The organism is Candidatus Neomarinimicrobiota bacterium (assembly GCA_021157965.1).
Lineage (GTDB): Bacteria > Fidelibacterota > Fidelibacteria > Fidelibacterales > Fidelibacteraceae > Fidelibacter.
Map to the genome: position 1 here is coordinate 250,153 of JAGGVO010000041.1, position 22,511 is coordinate 272,663.

Sequence of the window (22,511 nt, forward strand, 5' to 3'; positions counted from 1 at the left end):
TTTACTTGAAAAATAGCAGGATTAGTCATGGATATTGCAACACTTTTCGGCTTACTTATCGGACTTGGACTCATTGCCTTTGGCATGATGGATGAATCATTCAGCATTCCTCACACCTTTCTGAACTGGAATGCCATGGCGGTTGTGCTGGGAGGGACCCTGGCCGCCACAATGATCAATTATCCCTTCAAACAATTTCTCGGCCTTTTGAAAGTGACGGGAAAAGCTTTTGCCAGACATCACCAGGAAAGTCTGAAAACCATTCATCAGCTTGTGGGTTACAGCAAGCTGATTCGTGCAAAGGGCCTGCTTTCCCTGGAAGACCAACTGCCGGAGATGAAGAACCGTTTCATGCAAACGGGTATTGAAATGGCACTTATCGAAAAAGACAGCAAAAAACTTGAGCGATTTTTAAGAAGTGAACTGACCAATATGGTTATTCGCCACAAGAACGGCCAGGAGATGTTTTATAATATGGGATCCTATGCTCCGGCATTCGGGCTCTTGGGGACCGTGATGGGTCTTATTCTGATGATGACCCAGCAGAGTCAGGTCACCGGAGTGATGACTTTTGCCCAGGACACCCAAGTGATGATGACATCCCTGCTAAGTGGCATGGGAAGAGCCCTGGTAACCACATTTTACGGAGTTCTCCTTGCAAACCTTATTTTTATCCCTATTGGTGGAAAACTGAAAACCCGGTCCGATGAAGAAATCTTCATTAACGAAATCATCCTGACAGGCATATTAAGTCTTCACGCCCGGGAACATCCCCTGATTATGGAAGAAAAACTTCTGACCTTTATTCCCAAAGCTGAAAAAGATTTTCTGAAACACCATGACTGATGACAGGATGCGTTATAAAACATTCGACAGAGACGGCTGGAAAATTATATACGCCTCCCTGCTTACGGGGATTCTGGCCTTTTTCCTCCTCTTTGTCAGTCGGGCGACCAATGAAGCGACATCCGTATTCAGTTTTTCAGACAATCTGACAGCCCGGATCGGCCGTCAGCTGGAGCAGATCAGGGAACGGGAAGGAATGGATTGGCTGTATATTGAAAACACAGGAACAAAAGGGATTAAAATTCTCATTCCCTCCCGGGTGGAAAACCAGCCCTTTTTTAATTCAGCATCGGATGAAATCAACCCCAATTTTTATCCCTATCTGGCACAGCTTGTGAGTCTGATCAATGAAACCGACCTTCCCCTGCTGGAGGCGATGTACCGGGAACAGATTGCCCGGATTGAATCCTATGGATACTACATCGATACGGATATCCGAATTGAAGGACATTCGGATCAGCAACCTATCCGAACACAACGGTTTTCGGATAATTGGGATCTGTCCACAGCCAGGGCTTATCAGGTGATGCAATATCTGCAATACCGCCTGCCTGTGCCGGAGGATTATTTTTCGATTGCGGGATACGGCTCCTTTCATCCTTTGCACGATGTCAGAAACTGGGACGAGAACCGCCGGGTCGAAATCTATATTAAGGTGAATATGATAAACAGGCGGGGCGGAACATCATGAAACTTTTTTCCACACGGCAGGACACCTTGTCCAGTCGTGAAAGGGCTGTCCGCTCCGGGTGGATTCTCTCTTTTGGTGATATCATGACCCTTTTGCTGACATTTTTCATCATGATGATTGCCCGTCAGTCAGGTGAAATCAGCCGGATCCACCGGTGGACCCATGACCGGCTGCAAGAAACCGGCCGGGAAATCCGTTTAGCCATTGAAAAGCAGGATTTGTCAGCCTTTACTGTGAACTATCATTCAAAAGGCGTACAGATTACCATCAGCGGTGAATCGCTGTTTAATCCGGGAGAGGCAGAACCCCTTCCGGAGTTCAGGCGTCAACTGACAGATCTGGCACATGCGATTCGCACTCTGGATATTCTGGATTTGACTCAAACGGAACATCGGCAGTTGCTTCGGGAATTGCGGGAAAACGGCCTGGCCTGGCAGGTGGAAATCCGCATAGAGGGACATACGGATAATGTCCCCTTAGGTCCTAATGTCCGGTTTAGGGACAACTGGGAATTGAGCGCCGCCCGGGCCCAGAGTGTGATGCGGATTCTACATCAGGAAACAGAAATTCCTGAGGAACGTTTTGCCGTGGCTGGCTTTGGTGAGTTCAACCCTGTGGCGTCCAACGAGACTGAATCGGGGAGAAACCGGAACCGGCGTGTAGAAATCTATATTGATGCTTCCATTCAAAAAATTCAGTAATCTATAGGCAGGTGATTTCGTACACTCTTCCAACAAAAACATATCGGGAGAATTATGGAACTTGGATTCATCGGCGTTAAATTTTCCGGAAAAAGCACCCTTTTTGAACTTCTCACCGGGAATCATTTTGAAATCCTCCGGTCCGGTCTGGCGGAATCCCGGCGGGGAAGGGTGGTAGTTCCTGATCCTCGTGTGGATAACCTTTCTGACATTTTCAAGCCGAAGAAAACGACGCATGCCACATTCAATTGCATTGATATCATGGGTATTCCGTCAGGGAACCGGCACGATACATCTTCAAAATATCTGGAAGCGGTTCGTCAGGTGGATGGCCTGGTGGCGGTTGTCCGTGTTTTTGAAGGCTACGGGGATGACGGGAAACCTGTTACCATCAATCCTCCCGGTGAAATCCGGCATCTGGAAGAGGAAATACAATTTGCCGACCTGGTAGTTGCTGAAAGTCGCCTTGAGAAGGTGGAACATCTGAAACAGCGGGGAGCTCCCCAGTATGATAAACATGAACATGAAATTCTGATACGGTGCAAAGAAGCGTTGGACGAGGGTCAGCCTATTCGTGAAATCCCTTTTACGGAGGAAGAAGAAAAGCGAATCCGGGGATTCCAGTTTTTGTCCGCCAAACCCCTCCTGGCAATTCTGAACTGCAGCGATACGTTGTACGAGAATCGGGACGCTTATATCCGGGAGGTGAAAGAAAAATTTCCGAATATGGCTGTAACCGCTGTATCAGCCCTGTCAGAAAAGGAGATTCAGGAGCTGGAAGAAGATGATCGGGCGCTTTTCATGGAAGAACTGGGGATCGATGAACCGGCCATTCATCATGTCATCCGGGCGGCTTATGAAGGACTTGGACTTTTAAGTTTTTTTACAGTTGGAGAAGATGAGGTCAAAGCCTGGACACTCCGGCAGGGACTCACAGCACCTGCAGCAGCCGGTGTTATACACTCCGATCTGGAAAAGGGGTTTATCCGGGCGGAAGTCATTTCTTATGATGTGTTTATGGAAACCCAATCCATGACAAAAGCGAAAGCGAATGGTCAGGTCCGCCTGGAGGGAAAAGACTATGTTGTACAGGATGGTGATATATTAAATATTCGATTTAACGTATAGGATAAACCATGGCCAGACCGCAAAAAAACAGGCATGTTAAAAATCCACCCCGTTTCAGACAGTTCAAACCCCTGGGAATTCCTTCGCGGCAACTGGATGAACTTATTCTTTCCCTGGATGAATATGAAGCACTCCGGCTTGCAGACGGCGAGAGATATAACCAGTCCCGGGCGGCGGAGCTGATGGGCATTTCGCGTCCTACCTTTACAAGACTGATCGAAAGCGCCAGGTATAAAATGGCGGAATTTCTAGAAAAAGGTCCTCTTCTCACGATCGACGGAGGTGCCGTTCACTTTCTGAAGGATCAGTGGTGGTGCCGGAAATGCGGCCATGCCTTCAGTGGCGAATTGGTAACCCATCCCGGTCAATGTCCCCAATGCGGCAGTACGGATCTCCACTCCCTGGCAGAAAGATACGGCCATGGAATATGTTGCCGGGAATCATCAAATTATTTTTAAAAAGCAGGAAGTTAACACCTCGATGCACCCGCTTTGTGGTCTGCCCGGTGACCGGAAAGATGGAAGATTGGATGAATGTAAGACAAAAAATCAGACACCATATATAATAATATTATTTTACATTAAGCTCGATTCCTGTGTATTTTTCTCCCGGGGTAGTGGGCGATCACATCGCAGAATCCATATATCCGATTTCTCTTATTATCGTTATAGCAGACAATAGAAAATTCAATCAATCATATCAATCTGACAATCTCTACCCCATAACGGGATTAACAATTCTCAGCTCTTTACTCAATTCAGAATTCCGGTATACCTCTCCTCAGTATCTAACAACATCACGTTAGCATCCGTCAGGAATTGGGCCGTTTTCAGATCGGTGAATCGTTCCCAAATGTTTCCGCTGCATGGTTTGCCCGCCCAGGATCTGTATAGACAGGATTATAAATATTTAATTGTTTTTTTCATTCTCTTTTTTGATTTATTTGGGATATAACCAGTTTTCATAAGCTTTGTTGTTGATGTAGTTCACGTGAAAAAGGAGGCCTGCCTTTAAATCTGTAAAATTTGTTTAATAAACGGCAGGAATCCCTTATTTTTAACAGTTATGATAACGAATCGTTTCAGGGAAGAAACACAGTGAGGTGTTGAAAAAATGACTACATATCTTGAAAAAATTCAGCTTGATTTAAAGGACGCCATGAAAAAACGGGATGCCGTGCGTACCCGAACATTGCGAATGCTCCTATCCAAATTGAAAGAGAAACGCATTGAGGTGCTCCACGACCTGAAAGAAGAGGAAGAGTTGACGGTAATCCGGAAAGCAGCCAAAGAACGCCAGGATTCTGCCCGGACTTATCAGGAGGCGGGCCGGACTGATTTGGCGGAAAAGGAAGAAGAGGAGTTGAAAATTATTGAAACGTACCTTCCTGCGGAAATGGACGATGAAGCCATCCGTCAGATAGTCCGAAAAATTATCCGAAAAAGCGGGGCCGAAAGTATCCGGGATCTTGGAAAGGTTATGGGACCGGCCATGAAAGAACTGACCGGCCGTGCAGACGGGAAACGGGTCCAAATAATAGTTCGGGAAGAACTGGGAGGTTAATATGCACTGGATGGATATCCTGGCCATTATCATTGTTGCCTGGTTTGTAGTAAAAGACTATTTCAACGGATTGATTTTAAGCAGTTTCCGGCTGATTGGGCTGGTGCTGGGTATTATCATCGGATCAAATTACAGTGTGAGTGTGGGGAACGCCCTTTTTGGCCGTTTTGACTGGAATCCCACCCTGATCATGGCACTGGGATTTGTCGTCATTTTCCTCGGTGTTGTGATTATATCACAGATTCTGGCCAACCTGATCCGGGCAGCTCTGAACCTTGTCCTTTTAGGCTGGGTGGATAAACTGGGTGGTATTGCCCTGGGCGTTTTAAAGGCCGTGATTGTCCTGAGTGTTATTTTCTGGATTTTTGATCTGATGCCCAACAATAACTGGGTTCCTAAAATTAAACAGAATGCTAAAAGTTATGAACTTCTTGAACGCGTTGTTCCTGTGGTTCATAAAACCCTCATTGAACCCTTTTTTGATGAAGGCAAACTTCGTCAGCAGTTGAATAACAGAGTCCGGGAGGATATTCTGCCGGCAATCCAGGGTACGACAGAGGAATTTGCCAGGCACCTTCGCCAGATGGATGCTTTTGATTTTCAGGAACAGCAGTATCTTGTGGAAAATTTTAAGAAACTGCCCCTGCCTGAGCGAAAAGAGATTATGCTGAAATTAAAAAAGGGGGGACAGGAAATGCGTGAAGCCATAGAACGATTGAACCAGGGATTATGACAGGATTATGATACACCCCGAAGCGGTCCTGGGGTTTGACCGGGTCCGGCGTCTTCTCCGGGCGGAGACCTTTACGGAAAAGGCCGGTGACCTGGCAGGTAATTTGCATTCTTTCCAACCTCCTGAAACCTTCCGGAAAACACAGGATTTAATCCTCGAAATGCGGGATCTCATTGCCCTGGATACGGCACTTCCCCTCTCCGGTTTCAGCGATCAGATCCATATTTTTAAACGTGCAGCTGTACAGGGAACGGCCTTATCGGGTGAAGAGCTCTTCACGCTGGGATCCATTCTTCAAACCGGCCGGCAAATCCGGGAGTATTTCAAGCACAGGCCTGATAAGTATCCTTTATTACGCAAGCGGGTCCTGGATCCTACGGTTGATTTACAGACCCTTGAACGGGGTATATTGTCCGTTATTGATGAAGGCGGAACAATTGCCGACCATGCTTCACCGGCACTCCATGCTATTCGGAAAAAAATCCGCCGGCTGAACCAGCGAATTTTCCAGGAAGTGCAGAAGATTTCGGCAAAATTGGCTGAAGATCAGGTAGCTGTCAGTGATCAGGTTTTATTTCGGAACGGTCGTCATGTAATTCCTGTCAGAGCCAGCCGGAAAAATCAGATCCAGGGAGTTATTCATGATCAAAGTCAGACAGGGCAGACCTTTTATATTGAACCTTTGACCATTGTGGTTATGAACAATGAATTAAGGGAAGCCCAATTGGCCGAAAGGGAAGAGATACACAGGATTTTACAGGCACTGACTGACAAGGTTCGGGAGAATCTTGAGGATTTTCAGGCACTCACAACCATGTTGGAAGATTTGGATTTCATCCATGCTGCCGGAAGAATTGCCGTCCGCTATGTGTGTGATAAGCCCTCGGAAGAGACTGATGTATTTCGTATTGTCAATGGACGGAATCTGGAACTGGCGGTCCAGCGGGATGTGGTTCCTCTTACGTTCTCCCTGGAAAAAGGGAAAAGGGGCATCGTAATTACCGGTCCCAACGCCGGGGGAAAAACTGTTGCCCTGAAAACTGTCGGACTCCTTGTGCTCATGAATCAGGCCGGTTTGCTGATCCCTGCCGAGGCATCCAGTTCTCTGCCTGTCTTTGACCGGATCTTTGTGGATATCGGTGACGAACAGTCCATAGAAGGGGATCTTTCCACCTTCAGTTCCCATATTCTCCGCATACGAACCATTCTTGAACACGCAACACATGAAAGCCTTGTCCTGATTGATGAACTGGGCACGGGAACGGATCCCGATGAAGGGGCGGCCCTGGCAGAGGGGATTCTGAGGGAACTCATGCTCCGGGGCACCACGACCTTTGCCACAACTCACCACGGTGCCCTTAAAACACTGGCCTTTGAGATTGATGAACTGGAAAATGGTAGTATGATGTTTGATGACAAGACGTTGTCTCCCACCTATGAATTCCGACTGGGGATTCCCGGAAGCAGTTATGCTATTGAAATTGCCCGGCGCTATCATCTGGATCCTCGGGTCATTGAGACTGCCGTTATGCGGGTGGGGAAAAGCCGGGAAAAGCTGGAACGTCTTATTCAGGATCTTCAACGAAAAATCTTCCGCTATGATACACTGCTGAAGGATATCCGAAAGCGGGAAGAACATCTGAAAAAGGATACGGAACACATTCAGGAAAAACTGAAAACCATCGATACCAAATATAAAAAAGCCGAGCGGGAAGCCTTGAAACGGGCAGAGTTGATTATTGCCGATTTACAGAAAGAACTGGAGGGGGCTATCCGGGAAATCCGCGAATCAGGAGCGGAAACAGCATCCATTCACAAGGCAAGACAAACATTTACCCAGATTAAATCCCGGGTTCAGATCCGGCAGGAAAAGACTGCAGATCCCGGCAAAACAGTCCTGAAAATGAAAGATTTGAATGTGGGGGATGAGGTGTGGATTCGCTCTCTGGGACAAAATGGCCGGGTTGTGGAAATCAATAACCAGAAACACCGTGTCTGGGTGGATGTGGATGGTTCACGGATGCGCCTGGACCTTTCATGGCTTGATAAAGCCCGAAAAAAACCCCAGCGGGTGGAAACCCATGTGGAAAGAAGCTCCGACACTATATCACACCGCATTGATTTGCGGGGATTCCGGACAGAAGAAGCACTGAGCAGTCTGGACCGGTTTATCGACAGGGCGGTGGTCGGCCGGCTTTCCCGTGTGGAAATTCTTCATGGAACAGGTTACGGTATCCTGAAAAAATTTATTGAGGAATTTCTGACCAAGGACCGGCGGGTTCTCTCTTTTGAAGAAGCTCCCTGGGACCAGGGGGGTGCCGGCGTGACTTTTGTAAAATTGAATGTTTGACGGCAGGATATCATGGGACGTATACCGGAACATGTGATTGAACAGATTAAAGAATCCAACGATATAGTGGATGTCGTATCCTCCTATATCTCCCTTACCCGGAAAGGACAGAATTACTGGGCCCGGTGTCCTTTTCACCAGGAAAAAACGGCGTCCTTCAGTGTGAGCCCATCCAAACAAATTTATCACTGCTTTGGCTGCGGAGCCGGAGGGAATGTGATTAATTTTGTCATGACTTATGAAAAGATCACATTTCCTGAAGCCCTCCATTCTCTGGCAGACCGGGCCGGCATCAGCCTTGAGGAATATACCTATCAACCCTCGGAAGAAGAAAAAAGTATCAGTTCACAACTTTATGAACTCCACCGCCTGGCCATCGATTTATACAGGAAAGCATTGAAATCTCCGGAGGGAAAAACCGCCCGGGAGTATTTGATCAAACGGGGACTGGATGATGAGACTCTGAACACTTTTGAAATTGGGTATGCCCCCGAAGCCTGGGATACATTGCTGAAAGCGGCATTAATGAAAAAATTTGATGAAAAGCTGCTTATTTCGTCGGGACTCGTTACCGAATCAGAGCGTAAGAAGAAATATGACCGCTTTCGAAACCGGATTATGTTTCCCGTTTTCGATATCCGGGGGAATCCCGTCGGATTCGGCGGACGGGTTCTGACCGGTGATGACCAGGGGGCAAAATATCTCAATTCCCCTGAAACGCCGGTCTATCATAAAAGCCGAATTTTGTACGGCCTTCATAAATCCCGGGATGCCATCCGGAAAACCGACAAAGTTTTGATTGTGGAAGGCTACATGGATTTGCTCCAGTTGTGGCAGAACGGTTTTACAAATATCATTGCCGGATCAGGAACAGCTTTTACTCCTGATCACGCCAGGATTATCAAACGGTTCGCCTCCAAAGCGGTTTTATGCTACGACGGAGACGAGGCGGGACAGAAAGCCGCCGTTAAAACAGGGCTTATTCTTGCACCTCAGGGAATATCCTGCCATGTTTTAAAATTGCCTGTCAGGGAGGACCCCGATAGCTTCATCCGTCAGGCGGGAGCCGAAGCCTTCCAGATGAAAATCAACGAAGCTCCGGATTTTATGTCCCACCTTGAATCCCTGATCAAACCGTTTAGCCTTTCGGCAGCCAGAAGGTCCGATGCTGTAAAACGAATTCTGGATCAGCTGGGATCCTTTACCGATCCGGTGACGGAAGAGATGTTTCTCAGTGACTTGGGACGGATTTTCGGGACGGATATGGCCGTGCTGAAACATCAGCTGAGTCGCACAGGTGCCAGGGACAAAGAGGATGCCATGTATGTTGGACCTGTAAAGAAAGAGAAACATTTTGCCAATAAATCTGAAGCGGCTCAATACCAGTTGATACAATTGCTGGTAAATACACCGGACCGTTCCATCCGGGCCGCTGCTCTCAGGGTGTTGAAGGAAGACCTTTTTACACATGATTTTCTCCGAAAGGTCTATAAACACATCCTGCCGGTTTTACGTAAACAGATGCAAATCAGCTCCTCTTCCCTGGCTGAAGCCGTGAAAGATGAAACGATTCAGCGCTTCATTTTCCGCCTGATTATGGAAGGAAACCCTTTCCGGGAACCTAAAAAAACTTTTCTGGATTGTCTTGCCCGGCTGGGTGAACAAAAAATCAGGGATCAGTTAACCCTGATCGGTGAAAAACTCCGGGAAGCGGATAAAAAAGGGGAATTCCCCGGTACCCTGCTGAAAGAAAAACAAACCCTTCTGAAAAAACTGAAATCCCTTCAGGATACCCTGACGACGGATATCTTTCGGGAAGAAAACGAATAGAAATTCAATTTGCGATAAAGCGACTTTATTTTGTCGTCATGATAAACTCACCCTGCCAGTCATCGGGCGGTGGGGAAAGTTTAAACTCCCGGCATCGTTGGATAAAGCGTTCTGAAGGCGGATCGCCGGGGACAAACTCCAGGGCTTTCCGGAAGGCGTTGATGGCTTTATCCCATTTCTGATCCCAGTAGTGATTTAATCCCTTTTCGTACCATTCTATGAGCTTCAGTTCCGCTTCCGTAGCTTCACCCTTTTTTGCCATCAGGTTGTATACCGTAATAGGTTTAGCTTTTCCTTTCACAATCAGGCGGTCAAGCACCCGGGCTTCTATGAAAGGTTTCGCCAGATTGTATGTGCTTTCTCCAATCATCAGATAAGTGCCGTATTGTTTGTTCGCTCCTTCAAATCGGGAAGCGGCGTTTACGGCATCTCCCATCACGGTGTATTGGAAACGCTGTTCGGACCCCATGTTACCGGCACTGACCATTCCGGAATTGATTCCCATGCGGACATAGATTTCCACACCATATTCCTTTTTCAGTTCGGGCCTCAGTTCGGCAATCTTTTTCTGTTGATCCAGGGCAGCCCAGCAGGCCTTCCGGGCATGTTCGTCATCTTCCACGGGCACACCGAAGTCACACATGATGGCGTCACCTTCGTACTTGTCCACGTAACCGTCGTAACTCATAAGGATTTGGGTCATAGGGGAAAGATATTTGTTCAATAACTTGGCCAGGTCTTCCGGGTTCAGACTTTCGGAAATGGTGGTAAAATTTTGCACATCAGAGAAAAACATGGTGGCTTCCCGTTTTTCTCCTGTCAGGGTAAAAGCATCAGGATGATCTTCCAGATATTTCAGAATCTTAGGAGAAATATAGGTTGAAAACATCCCCCGGATTTTTTTCTTTTCACGTTGTTCAAGGATGAATTCATACAAAATGTCAAAAGCATAGGACAGAAAAACAGCAAGAAGTGGAACGAAAAGTTCAATAATGATCCGATTTTCACTGAAAAGGTAAAAGGACAGATAAGCATATCCCAGGATTAAGAGGGAAATGATGATAATCCCCCATACGGGCCCCAGGGTGATGGTGATGATAAGGGCCAAAACACTTAAAACCAATACAATGACATTATTTACCCATTTATCGGGTTTAATCAGGTAATTTCCGTCCAGGACCGTCTGCATGGCATGAGCATGGGTTTCCACACCGGCCATGAGATTGGTCATCCCCTTATAATTGTAAAAAGGGGTGAATTTGGTATCAAAATGTTCTTCAAGGGCATCCCCGATGAGAACAATTTTACCTTTAAAGGGAGAATCTTCACCTGTGGGATTCAGAATGGAAAGGAGTTCTTTGGGATAAGCCGATTTGTCGCCTTTCCATAGTTCCATGTAATCCGTGTCATAGTCCCCTCTGAGATCCGTTTCCGCATCATCCAGAACAGAAGAAAGGGAGTAGGAGCTGAATGTTTTGGGCGGTCCGTAGTAATTGATCATAAAGCTGTTTCCGTTGTTGTGTCGAATGCGCAAGGGACCGTATTCAATAAAATTCATGTCTTTTGAAAAAGCCATTTTCACGGAGTCGTGAATGCCCAGATACTCCTTTATTGCTTTCATGCCCAGAAAAAGGTAGTACTTATCCTTGAGGGGATAAAAAATGGAATAATTCCGTGTATACTGATCTATATCCTTCAATTCACCGATGAGCCCGGTTGTCAGGCAGGCATCGTAAAAAAGATCCACCGGTTCAGTGATGTGCTGGATGACATGTCCCCGGACAATTTCCTGATTCAGCTTACTGGGGAGGATTACATTGCCGGCATATTTAATGGCTTCAGCAAAAAGGGTGTCGCTGTGAAAATCATTAATGTCGTGGGTGTCAAACTGAAAATCAAAGACGATGAGCTTTGCACCGGCATCCTTGAGGTTCCGGACGACCTTGCCCCACATTTTTCGGGGATAGGGAAAACGGTAAGGGATGGATTCCCAGGACTCCTGATCCAGAGCAACCACCACGATGGGACTCCGCTTCCGGATGTCTTCCACAGGTCCCCGCCGTTTGAACCGGTAATCAATGGATTTCAGTTCGATGGTCTCAATCATACCGGCTTCACGGATTAAAATGCTCAACATCATGACCACCGTGCCGATGATCACACCGGCCAGAATGTTTTGCCAGGTGTTTTGCTTGATCTTCATCAAAATTGGTACGTGTATTTCGTGTAAAACCGGGTAGTCATTCCAGTAGTCCCGGATTGATTCAGTTTATTAACGTGCAGGTTCAGAAACAAATCATTTCCGAAGATTTTTATTCGCAGTTCCGGTGAAAGCTGGTACTGGTCAAAGGCAACATCACCTGAAGCGTGAGTCCATTTGATTTCAAAGGTTCCGTACAGTTTGTTTTTCCACAGGGATTTTTCCATTTTTCCGGCGAATGTCTGATAGGTAAAATCGGAGGTACGGCTGATGTTATTATCCATCAGACTCCAGGACAGGGTTTGGGTCAGGGTGGATGACCACTGTGTAAGGGCGGAAACGGACCAGAGGTTCAGGGAATAATCGGGACTGATATAATCCGGTGGCCTGTTGGGAATTTTATCCTTCCGGAGTGCGCGGATATAATTGATGGTCAGATCAGAGTGGATGCCGCCGGTTTTCAGCGGTTGAGTCAGAGTAAACATCTGATACAGATTTTCATTTCGTATGCGCTGGTCGGTTGCAGCCGATGCGAAGAATTCACTGAGTGTATCAACGGCTGTATTCAGGTCGTTTTCCCTCAGATAGTATCTGAAAGACATGGACACGGTGGGAAGTTCCTGTCCCGGCATGACAGACATAGCTGATGATACTGAATTTGTGTTGGTGACATACTCTTTTTGTTGTCCCAAAAGGTTATCATACTGGCTGCTGTACCGCAGGGTCACAATCAGCCTGTTTCTGAAAAGCCGGATCCGGTCGCCGATTTCGGACAGGTGAATATCCGTCTGCAACCCCGGGTAGGCAAGGGACGAAAATTCAGGGGCGATATGCTTAAGTGTCCAAGTGATCAGGTTATTGTAATAATTGAGCCGCAGGGTTGTCCAGTAAGCCAGGGACGGGTAGTCCATGATTTTGTAGGGCTGAAGCCTGAAGTCCGCCAGGTCTTCACTGACTTCAGCCGGTATGGGAAGGGTTGTATTTTCATTGATGATAAAGAAACGGGACATTTTTTCAGGGCTTATAAAATCCGGGAGTTTGTCCGAAAGGCTGATAATTTTATCACCAATGGTTATGGAATCATGCACACCTCCCCGGATGTTCCGGTTCGTCATGCTCAGGGCCAGATTGTGAGACCATACCAGACGCTGATTGTCCAGTTTCAGAGTGATGCTGTTGTCAAAAACCAGATTGTCCACCGGTGAATTTCCCTGGAAGACATAAGAATCGGTATCGGCATTATAATCTTTAATGTTCAGAGCCGGATCAAGACTGGCAGTATCGTCCCGGGCATGCATAAGGGTCATTTTCCAGTTCAGGAAGGATCCGATACGGATTTCAGGCTGAATGACCTGAATATTCCGGGAATAGGTGAAGGAGGAGATGGTCCAGGTACGTGAACTACTGTCCAGTTCCGCCCGGTTCAGGACTTCGCGGAGCAATTCACCCCGGAGGTATGTAAGGTTCAGGAAATTCAGTTTAAGCCGGATCATGGCTCCGTTGACCCGGTTCCCGTAAAGAGTAAGCCGGGAGAGCTCCGGATAGAAGGTTCCTAATTCAAGATCTGTATAGGAAGTCCGCGCATAAGCATTAAAAGAATTTCTGGCTTGATACCGACGGGAATCGTTTGAGACCCACAATCCTGAAATACCCAGTGTAATGCCCTGCACGGTTCCATTGATTCTGCCGGTGATACGGAAAAGATTGTTGGGTTCTCCATCCACATCTTCCCAGCGGAATTCGGTTCCGGCCTGACCACTCAGGGAACGGTCAATGCGCTGTATGGACTCTTCCGTACTGATCAGTGTAAATGTCCAGGTTTCAGGTCTGAAAAGTGTGCCATAATGATTCCGGGCATGAAGTGTTGCTGTGTACATCCCCGGCTTCAGAGTTTCAGGCGGCAGCGTGAGTGTGATAATATCCTGTGATTTTTCCAGATAGGATGAAAAATCAGTCCCGTTTAGCTCCAGTCGGATGCTTGATAAATCAATATCCGGCAGGTTGAAAAGGGAAACGGCTACAACAAAATCGTTGCATTGAATCGTTCCGCCCGGTTCAGGTGCAAGAATAATATATTCCGCCGGGACGCCTTCTCCCTCCGGGCGTGTTGTGCTTTTCCGGATGGATGCTTCATCGCTCTTAGTGTCCCGGATGGTCAGGGGATAATCAAAAGGGCTGTCATCCGGTGTACTGATAACTCCGCCGTGTGACAGTTCGGCCATAATAAAATATTCCATGTCGCCACCGGAGAGATCAGTTCCGGGTACGATTCCTGTCCATTCGCTTCCGTTATATTTCATGGGGTATTGACGATATGCCCGGTTTCCGGCCGGTCGGATATAAAGAACCATACGTTCAACAAGAGAGATGTTCCCTGAAAACAGACAATGTAAAACCAGGGTTTCACCAGGTATGTATTCTCTCGCCGGGACATGGACAAGTGTGCCGGTTTGAGCTGAAAGTATATAAGGGATCCACAACAGGAATAAGGTCCGGAGGAGGCGTTTCTTCATTACCGATATTCTATGATTATGTTTTTCGTGTCTCCGCGTGGGGTTTGAAACTGAATTTTCAGTTGCTGAAGTTCTTTTTCGTCCACAACAATATCCCGGGGGATATCATTCGGGTCGGTAACCTGAACATTCACACTGCCGTTTAGAAGGGATAATCCCGTTTGATTGGGGCCAACAGAAACCGTGTAACCTGTGATCTGATTCATCAATTCCACAAGACCGCTCAGGCCGATAACTTTATCCCCAAGGCGGGGATCGGATAAAATCCAGAAATCGGTTCCTTTCACCGAGGCCACGGATGTGGGAGTGGATATTTTAAATTCTCCCCCTCGCTGGTCTGAGATTTCCGCTTTCAATTCTCCGAAATTCATGGAAAGATCTTTGTTGAGTTGATTCCGAACCTTTTCTCCACGGATTTCCAGATCGCAGTTTGCAAGAAGTTTCACCTGGCTTTTATCGTCAAGAAAAATCAGAGCCACAAAGGATTCTTTACCTGTTTTGATCACATCCCCGTTTTCCAGGATAGTCCCTGCCTTTGCCGTGTTTTTGAATGCTCTTTCGTTTTCATGGCGGAATGTTACCACTCCTCTTGTTTTTGCAACCATGGCAAGTTTTTGATTATCGGCATAGACGGGGATGATAATCACAAGGATCAGGATAATGGCAAGAAAGGATTGTATGTGTTTCATGGTGACCTCGTTATTCAACAAAAACATTTTGAATGGTGTAAGATCCGTTCCGGATGCCGTTGACGATCGTCCGGAGCTCTTCAACAGTTATGGGTCGTCCGTTCACGGTAATCATACCTGATACCTGATAACCGTTTAGCTGACCTTCTTTCAAGGTTTCAAACTGGTTTTCACCTATCAGTTCCTTCAGCAATTCCTCTACCGGGTTGATCATCCGCCGGGCGGTTTCCGTCGAGGAGGGATCTTCAAGATAGAATCCGAAGATTTCGCTTTTCATGCTTTGAAGTCCACCGGATGTCTCAAAGGTTTTTTCTACCTGCCATACGTAATATTTTCCAAATTCCAGATCTCTTCCGGCCAGTGCAGGATCGTAATTTAAAACGGTGATATTGTTTCCCACGTCATAAAAATCCCCGTTATCGGGAAAAGGCAGGACGGCCTCATCCATCATGGCATCGTAAGGACTCGCATGAATACCCGGGACATACTCACAGATGCGGATTGCATAGTTGCAGGATGCACAGGCTTCGCTGTCCCACTGGAACATAGGAAACCTGTTGAACTGATTTTCAAAGTCCCCAAGACCGTGAACAAGAGTTCCCGGACCGACGAGTTCCAGAGATGTGGGGGAAACAATCCGTATATTTTTGGAAACTTCCGATATCTGGCCGCTGCTTTCATTGATAATGCGGACCAGAAAGGAGTAGGTCCCCGCAGGGAGCTGTCCCGTAGATAAAATGGAGTTAGATAAACGGGACATGGCCGTTTTGTCCACATCTGCCCGGCCGCCGTTCAAATCCACATAGGGACTCCCGGTATTCACCTGGGCCGGGCAATCGTAGGGAATGAAAAAATTGGAGATGTTGGATGAAATAATCTGGTTGGATATGCGACACGGACCGGCGATGGTAAATGGGTTCAAAACAATGGTGGCAATGGGTTGAAAACTGATCCATCCCAAAGCTCTGATCCTGGCTTTAAAATAAAATTCCAGGCTGATCCGGACCGGTTCGGGGAAAATACAGGGATAATTCCTGTTTCCGATGTAGTATTCAAAAATCAAAGGATTCCCCTGGGGATTTTCCAGATTGAAATCAGAGAGGTAGAATATGACGATATCTTCATTAAAAAATTCTTCGGAAATTTCGATGGGAACCGCTCCAGGCAGTCCGGAAGTGGCCATAAAAAAGAACAGAAGACACAGAAGACCACGCTTCATGATATGTTCCTCATATTTTTTAGTGTTTATGATAAGTTAGGTGTTCTCCCTGCGGATTGTTGTGATGAAAATCATCCCGGCTCATTAAATATAGAGGGGTCTGGCAATTAAATCAATTACATAGCAAAAAATTTAAATTAAAAAGCAAAGCCTTCCCCGGGGAAGGCTTTGTCGTTTAAGTATCCCGTAGGGGAGTCGAACCCCTGTTGCAGGAATGAAAGTCCTGAGTCCTGACCACTAGACGAACGGGACGTATCTCAAATAGCCCGCAATTATAAGAGGATATAGAATATAGTGCAAGAAAAAAATCGGGAAGACCGGGTGTAAGGTGCTTTATACCATGTGTTGTATTTCAAGGGGAAACTCATTATCTTAAAACTAATGAACAGGAGGGAACAGTTCATGACCTATCAATTGGAATATATTGAAACACTTCCGGCGTTGTTTGCTGATTCTCAGAAACGTAATGCCGGTATGGTTGCCTTTTATACCAAGAAAAAAGGGGAGTGGCAGGGACTTACATATGCCGAACTTCGGGATGTCACTGAGAATGTTGCCATGGGGATGGATGTCCTGGGGCTGAAAAAAGGGGACCGGATCGCCATTCAGTCCGAAAACCGGCCGGAGTGGGTCATTACTGATTTTGCCTGTGCTCATTTTGGCATTGTCAGCGCCACGATCTATCCGACCCTGATGGAAAAACAGGTGGAATACATCCTGAAAGATTCAGGTGCCAGGGCCGTCTTTGCCTCTTCTGAAGAGGATGTAAAGAAAGTGCTGGCTGTCCGGAAAAATCTGCCTGATTTGCAGTACATTATTGTCTTTGATTCCTTTAAAACCGACGATCCCATGATCATGTCTTTCCAGGAGCTGGCGGACAAAGGTAAAACGTATAAGACCGGAGTGAATTTTACCCTTGAAAGTCGGGGTGCCGAGCGGAAAAAGGATGATTTGTGGACGATTATTTACACCAGCGGCACCACGGGTAAGCCCAAGGGAGTCATGTTGTCACATTTTAATATTTCCACCAATATCCAGGCATCCCAGGCAGCCTTGCATTTTAAAAACGGTTGCCGCTGGCTTTCATTTCTTCCCCTGAGTCACAGCCTTGAACGGGTGGGGATTCACATGTCTTTCTGGGTGGGGTCAACCACCTATTTTGCCGAAGATATTCTGAAAGTCCCGGAAAATCTCAAAGAGGCTAAACCCCACTACCTGGTCAGTGTTCCCCGTTTATATGAAAAGATTTACGCCAAGGTGTTGGATGGTATCGGCCAGACTTCTCCGGTGAAACAAAAGATATTTTTCTGGGCAAAAAATGTGGGGAGTGTTGCAGCAAGGGATTATATCCAGAAAGGAAAAGAACCGTCCGGTTTTATCGGTTTCAAATACCGCCTTGCCAAAAAACTGGTTTTATCCAAAGTAATGGATGCCTTTGGCGGCCATTTTATCTTCGGTATTTCAGGCGGAGCACCGTTACCGCGTGTCGTGGGTGAATTTTTTGCATCTGCAGGCATTGTGATACTGGAAGGTTTCGGTCTGACGGAAACCACGCCGGTAACCAATGTGAATCCCCGGGATAACATCAAATTCGGAAAGGTGGGACCCACCCTGCCGGATGTGGAAATGAAAATTGCCGATGACGGGGAAATACTCTTCCGGGGACCCAATATTATGCAGGGATACTGGAAAAATGAAGAGGCTACAAAAGAAGTCATCGATAAGGACGGCTGGTTTCATTCCGGTGATATCGGGACCATCGATGAAGAAGGCTTCCTTCAGATTACCGACCGTAAAAAGAATATCATTGTTACTTCAGGCGGCAAGAATATTGCACCTTTCCAGATTGAAAACGTGTTGAGCAAATCCCGGTACATCGATCAGATTGTGGTTATCGGGGACCGGCGTAATTTTCTGACGGCTGCCGTCGTGCCGGCCCGGGAAGCCGTGGAGCTTTGGGCAAAAGCCAGCGGGATTAATTATTCATCCTGGGATGAACTCCGGAACAAAGCGGAAGTATACCAACTGATTGATCATGATATCCAACACCTGCAGGAAGAATTTGCCCGGTATGAAAAGGTAAAAAAGTTCTTTATCCCACCTGAATCATTCACGATTGAAGGAGGAGAACTGACACCCAGTATGAAAATTAAACGTAAAGTTGTGGAAGAAAAATACAAGAAGGAAATCGATGCCCTGTATTCAGCCTGAGCCTCTTGCGGGAACCTGAGAATCAGGCCGGGATCCATATCCTTCACACATATATCCGAACAGGAGGGAACGATGACAAACGAACGTAACAAGCTGAACGTTATCCCTGATTTTTTTAACGAATCCCTGGGCCGGAATCCGGACAGGAATGTATTCTATGAAAATAAGGGAGGGAAATGGGTCTCTATGACCTATCGGGAAGCAGCAGACCGGATTGAGCTGATAGCCTTTGGCCTCAGACGGCTGGGACTCACCAAGGGAAACCGTGTGGCCATTCAATCGGAAAACCGCTCTGAATGGACTCTTACCGATTATGCCTGTGCCCATTTTGGGTATGTCAGTGTGGCTGTTTATCCCACACTTCTGGCACCCCAGATCCGGTTTATTCTGCAGGATTCCGAAACCAGCACCGTGATTGTATCCACCCGGGAACAGGCAGAGAAAATTCTCTCGATAAAAAAATCCCTGCCTTCCCTGAAAACCATGGTTGTAATGGACGATGAAGCCTTTGATGAAAAGTGGATCATTACTTTTCGTGAACTGCTTGACATGGGGCGGGAACAGAAAAAGGAATCCGGCACGACCCTGGTTGAGGAAGGGAAAAAAATTATGAAGGATGACCTGTGGACCCTGATTTATACATCGGGAACCACGGGAAACCCAAAAGGGGTCATGCTGACTCATTACAACCTGGTGTCGGATGTGATATCCACATTTGACATTGTGAAATTTGAGCGGGGATGCCGCTGGCTCTCCTTTCTGCCTTTGAGCCACAGCTTTGAGCGTACGGCGTCTCATCTTACCTTCTGGCTTGGATCGGAAATCTATATTGCCGAAGATATTCTGAAAGTTCCGGAATATCTGAAAGTTGCCCGTCCTCACTATCTGGTCAGCGTGCCGCGCCTGTATGAAAAAATCTTTGCGAAAATTACCAATCAGATTCATGACTCGTCTGCAACGAAACAGAAAATTTTCAATTGGGCCAGTCATGTCGGCCGGGAAGTTGCGGCAAAATATCTGGTGAAGGGGAAAAATCCCACCGGTGTACTGGGAATTCAATACGGGATTGCCAAAAAACTGGTCTTTAAAAAAATTCAGGATGCCTTTGGAGGGGAACTTCGTTTCTGCGTTTCAGGCGGAGCCCCGCTGTCTAAAGAAATCGGTGAATTTTTTGCCGCAGCCGGTATTATCATTCTGGAAGGATTCGGCTTGACCGAAACCTCTCCGGTTACCAATGTGAACCTTCCCCATGATATCCGCTTCGGTAAAGTGGGTCCCACCATTTCATGCTGTGAAATGCGCATTGCCGATGACGGGGAAATCCTTTTTAAAGGAAGTAATGTGATGAAAGGCTATTGGAATAATCCGAAAGCCACGGCGGAAGCCATTGATGAAGAGGGTTGGTTTCATACCGGAGATATCGGGATGGTGGATGAGGATGGATTCCTGAAAATCACCGACCGGAAAAAGAATTTGATTGTCACCTCCGGTGGTAAAAATATTGCACCGGCCAACATCGAAAATCTGCTGGGTCAGTCTCCCTATATTGATCAGATTGTGGTTGTCGGGGACCGGCGGAATTATCTGGTAGCCGTCATTGTCCCTGCCAAAGATGTGATTGAAAAATGGGCACAGGAAAAGGGATTTGCCGAACCGTATGAAGAGATTCTGAAGAAAAAGGAACTGAAAAGTTTCATCGGGGAAGATATAGCCACCCGCCAGGCCGCCCTGGCCCGGTATGAGCAAATTAAAAAATTCCTGCTGATTCCTGACGCATTTACCATTTCGAGTGGTGGATTGACACCCAGCCTGAAGATTAAACGAAAAGTAGTGGAAGAACAGTATAAAAAAGAGATTGAAAGCCTTTACAAAGAGGACAATATGAACGGACTTATGTAGTCACGAAGGACCCGTATAAAAACATCAAAAAAGCATCCCCGGGGATGCTTTTTTTTGTAGTGAACTATTCAAACAATTGGATATTGCCGCCGGTATGGATGAAAAGAACCGGTTCATCGGGAGGAATCAAACCTTTAGCGCAATAATCGAGGAGTCCTGAAGCTCCTTTTCCTGTATAGACCGTATCCAGAAAGATTCCTTCCCGTGAAGCAAAACGTTGAATGGCTTCGCGGCATGCCGGTGTGGGGATTCCGTATCCTTCACCGATATATGCTCCGTCAGTATGGACGAGATCGGGATCCACGGATACATTCAGCAGGGCGCCGGCCTGTGATGCAAGGGTGTAAACATTCTGTGCCAGGTCTTTTTCGGGGACGTCCACACTGATTCCCGTAATCCGGCCGTCCCAACCGCTGATGGCTTGCCCCAAAACCAATCCGGCCTGGGTACCAGCCGACGAAGAGGCATGAATAATATGGCGGATATTGACATCCGATTGTTTTATATCCCGGAGGATTTCGTCAAAGCCGGCAGCATATCCCAGAGTGCCGATGGGTGTGGAACCGCCCGGTGGCATGAAATAAACATTTCTTCCCCTGGCCGTCAGTTCGTCATAAAGTTCCCGCGCCCGGTTTTCCCGCCGGGACCGGGGGACATGATAAATTGTGGCATTCAGCAAATGGTCAATCAGAAGATTCCCCGTGGGTTTCTCAGGCTTTTCCCCGCTCAGAATGAGAAACACATCCAAACCGTACCGGCTTCCCGCGGCAGAGAGTATGCGGCAGAAGTTGGACTGGTTGGCCCCAATTCCGATAAGGCTGTCACATCCCTTTTGCAAAGCATCGGCAATCAGGAAATCGAATTTACGTGTTTTATTTCCGCCGAAGCCAAAGCCGGTCAGATCATCCCGCTTGATCCACAATTCACAGCCTGTCTCATCCGAAAGCCGGTCCAGCCGGTGAAAAGGAGTGGGCAGCAGACTGATTTCTACCCTTGAAAAAACGGTGAGTTTCTTCTGAATGACGCTCATATTTGCCCTTTATTTTTTGAATAATCTATGTATTTTCCGGCAGAAATAACAAGAAGGGTTTGATGGTGAAACCGGTTGCCTGGATTACAGGTGCCACAAGCGGAATCGGTGCCGCGTTTGCGGAACATTTTGCTTCGCAGGGATACGACCTGGTGCTGACGGGGCGCAGAGAACTCCAATTACGGGAGCTTGCCGATATGTTAAAGGTAAAATACGGAAGTCAATTCCGTCTTTTTCTGGGAGAACTATCGGACGAGGCGGTTGTTTCCGGTATTGAATCTGCCCTTCGAAACGATAAAAATGCCCGGGTATTAATAAACAATGCAGGTTTTGCCGCGTATGGTGGATTTCATGATAGTGATCTGACAATCCACCGCCGCATGCTGACGGTCCATTGTGATGTGACGGTCCGCCTGACCCATGCTGCCCTGTCCCCCATGCTTGCCGCCGGGGATGGAATCATCATCAATGTGGCGTCTCTGGCCGGTTTTTTCCCCTATCCCAATCATACCATGTATTCCGCGACCAAAACTTTTATGATTAATTTTTCCGAGTCCCTTGGAATCCGGTACCGGCAGAACGGCCTGAAAATAATGGCCCTCTGCCCGGGGATGACTATCACGGATTTTCATACCCGTATGGGATTGGATGCGGACAAAGTATACAAGAAATCCGGTTTGGAAAAGGCCCTGACGGCTCAAAAGGTGGTCCAAAAAGCCATCCGTTGCCTGAATAAGGAAAAATTGGTATGTGTTCCCGGTTGGAACAACCGGCTTTTGAAATCGTGCTCCCGCCTTGTGCCCCGGAAGATTTTATATAAAATCATGAGAACCTGGATCGAAAAGCGCCGGAATCACCCGGATTTTAAAATCCGGCAGTAAAAGGATTCCCGAAATACCCTGATTTCA

The 22,511-nt window shown here is 47.1% G+C and carries 17 protein-coding genes and 1 tRNA gene; 12 read left to right on the plus strand and 6 right to left on the minus strand.

Annotation, left to right across the window (positions count from 1 at the left end):
• Positions 1 to 27: 27 nt before the first annotated feature.
• The 9 genes from J7K63_06350 to J7K63_06390 all read left to right on the plus strand — a co-directional run bounded on the left by J7K63_06350 (position 28) and on the right by J7K63_06390 (position 9,842).
• The gene (locus J7K63_06350; protein ID MCD6234639.1) at positions 28 to 846 is read left to right on the plus strand and encodes a MotA/TolQ/ExbB proton channel family protein; all 819 of its coding nucleotides are present in this window, start codon (positions 28 to 30) and stop codon (positions 844 to 846) included.
• Positions 839 to 1,537, plus strand: a complete 699-nt coding sequence (locus tag J7K63_06355; GenBank protein MCD6234640.1) for an OmpA family protein — start codon at positions 839 to 841, stop codon at positions 1,535 to 1,537. Before J7K63_06350 ends, J7K63_06355 begins: the two co-directional genes overlap by 8 nt.
• Positions 1,534 to 2,238 (plus strand): flagellar motor protein MotB, encoded by a 705-nt coding sequence (locus J7K63_06360; protein MCD6234641.1) that lies wholly within the window; start codon positions 1,534 to 1,536, stop codon positions 2,236 to 2,238. Before J7K63_06355 ends, J7K63_06360 begins: the two co-directional genes overlap by 4 nt.
• 54 nt (positions 2,239 to 2,292) lie before the next feature.
• On the plus strand, positions 2,293 to 3,366 hold the full coding sequence (gene ychF, locus J7K63_06365) for a redox-regulated ATPase YchF (GenBank protein ID MCD6234642.1): 1,074 nt from the start codon (positions 2,293 to 2,295) through the stop codon (positions 3,364 to 3,366).
• An 8-nt stretch (positions 3,367 to 3,374) separates the two neighbouring features.
• On the plus strand, positions 3,375 to 3,824 hold the full coding sequence (locus J7K63_06370) for a DUF134 domain-containing protein (protein ID MCD6234643.1): 450 nt from the start codon (positions 3,375 to 3,377) through the stop codon (positions 3,822 to 3,824).
• 655 nt (positions 3,825 to 4,479) lie between these two features.
• The gene (locus tag J7K63_06375; GenBank protein MCD6234644.1) at positions 4,480 to 4,929 is read left to right on the plus strand and encodes a GatB/YqeY domain-containing protein; all 450 of its coding nucleotides are present in this window, start codon (positions 4,480 to 4,482) and stop codon (positions 4,927 to 4,929) included.
• Between the two features lies 1 nt (position 4,930).
• The gene (locus tag J7K63_06380; protein ID MCD6234645.1) at positions 4,931 to 5,662 is read left to right on the plus strand and encodes a CvpA family protein; all 732 of its coding nucleotides are present in this window, start codon (positions 4,931 to 4,933) and stop codon (positions 5,660 to 5,662) included.
• A gap of 7 nt (positions 5,663 to 5,669) precedes the next feature.
• A complete protein-coding gene (locus J7K63_06385; protein MCD6234646.1) occupies positions 5,670 to 8,012 on the plus strand; it encodes an endonuclease MutS2 in 2,343 nt (780 codons plus the stop codon).
• Positions 8,013 to 8,024: 12 nt separating this feature from the next.
• Positions 8,025 to 9,842, plus strand: coding sequence for a DNA primase (locus tag J7K63_06390; GenBank protein MCD6234647.1), 1,818 nt, complete (start codon positions 8,025 to 8,027; stop codon positions 9,840 to 9,842).
• Between the two features lie 25 nt (positions 9,843 to 9,867).
• On the opposite strand, the gene J7K63_06395 is transcribed toward J7K63_06390, so the two are convergent.
• From J7K63_06395 to J7K63_06415, 5 genes are all read right to left on the minus strand, one after another.
• Positions 9,868 to 12,048, minus strand: a complete 2,181-nt coding sequence (locus tag J7K63_06395; protein MCD6234648.1) for a CHASE2 domain-containing protein — start codon at positions 12,046 to 12,048, stop codon at positions 9,868 to 9,870.
• Positions 12,045 to 14,555, minus strand: coding sequence for a hypothetical protein (locus tag J7K63_06400; GenBank protein MCD6234649.1), 2,511 nt, complete (start codon positions 14,553 to 14,555; stop codon positions 12,045 to 12,047). Before J7K63_06400 ends, J7K63_06395 begins: the two co-directional genes overlap by 4 nt.
• Entirely contained in the window at positions 14,555 to 15,244 is a 690-nt protein-coding gene (locus tag J7K63_06405) for a FecR domain-containing protein (GenBank protein MCD6234650.1), read from the minus strand. The genes J7K63_06400 and J7K63_06405 overlap by 1 nt, the downstream gene beginning before the upstream one ends.
• Positions 15,245 to 15,254: 10 nt before the next feature.
• The gene (locus tag J7K63_06410; GenBank protein ID MCD6234651.1) at positions 15,255 to 16,463 is read right to left on the minus strand and encodes a hypothetical protein; all 1,209 of its coding nucleotides are present in this window, start codon (positions 16,461 to 16,463) and stop codon (positions 15,255 to 15,257) included.
• 180 nt (positions 16,464 to 16,643) lie between these two features.
• Positions 16,644 to 16,715: transfer RNA gene (locus J7K63_06415), tRNA-Glu, on the minus strand.
• Between the two features lie 150 nt (positions 16,716 to 16,865).
• Here J7K63_06415 and J7K63_06420 point away from each other — a divergent pair.
• Entirely contained in the window at positions 16,866 to 18,674 is a 1,809-nt protein-coding gene (locus J7K63_06420; GenBank protein ID MCD6234652.1) for a long-chain fatty acid--CoA ligase, read from the plus strand.
• A 72-nt stretch (positions 18,675 to 18,746) separates the two neighbouring features.
• Positions 18,747 to 20,573 carry a long-chain fatty acid--CoA ligase gene (locus tag J7K63_06425; GenBank protein ID MCD6234653.1) on the plus strand — a complete coding sequence of 609 codons (1,827 nt, stop codon included), beginning with the start codon at positions 18,747 to 18,749 and terminating at the stop codon, positions 20,571 to 20,573.
• Between the two features lie 64 nt (positions 20,574 to 20,637).
• Here J7K63_06425 and J7K63_06430 read toward each other — a convergent pair whose 3' ends face one another.
• Positions 20,638 to 21,603: a D-cysteine desulfhydrase family protein gene (locus tag J7K63_06430; GenBank protein MCD6234654.1), complete on the minus strand. Its 966-nt coding sequence runs from the start codon at positions 21,601 to 21,603 to the stop codon at positions 20,638 to 20,640.
• 62 nt (positions 21,604 to 21,665) lie between these two features.
• Between J7K63_06430 and J7K63_06435 the strand changes: the two genes are divergently transcribed.
• Positions 21,666 to 22,484 (plus strand): SDR family NAD(P)-dependent oxidoreductase, encoded by an 819-nt coding sequence (locus tag J7K63_06435; protein MCD6234655.1) that lies wholly within the window; start codon positions 21,666 to 21,668, stop codon positions 22,482 to 22,484.
• Positions 22,485 to 22,511 lie beyond the last annotated feature (27 nt).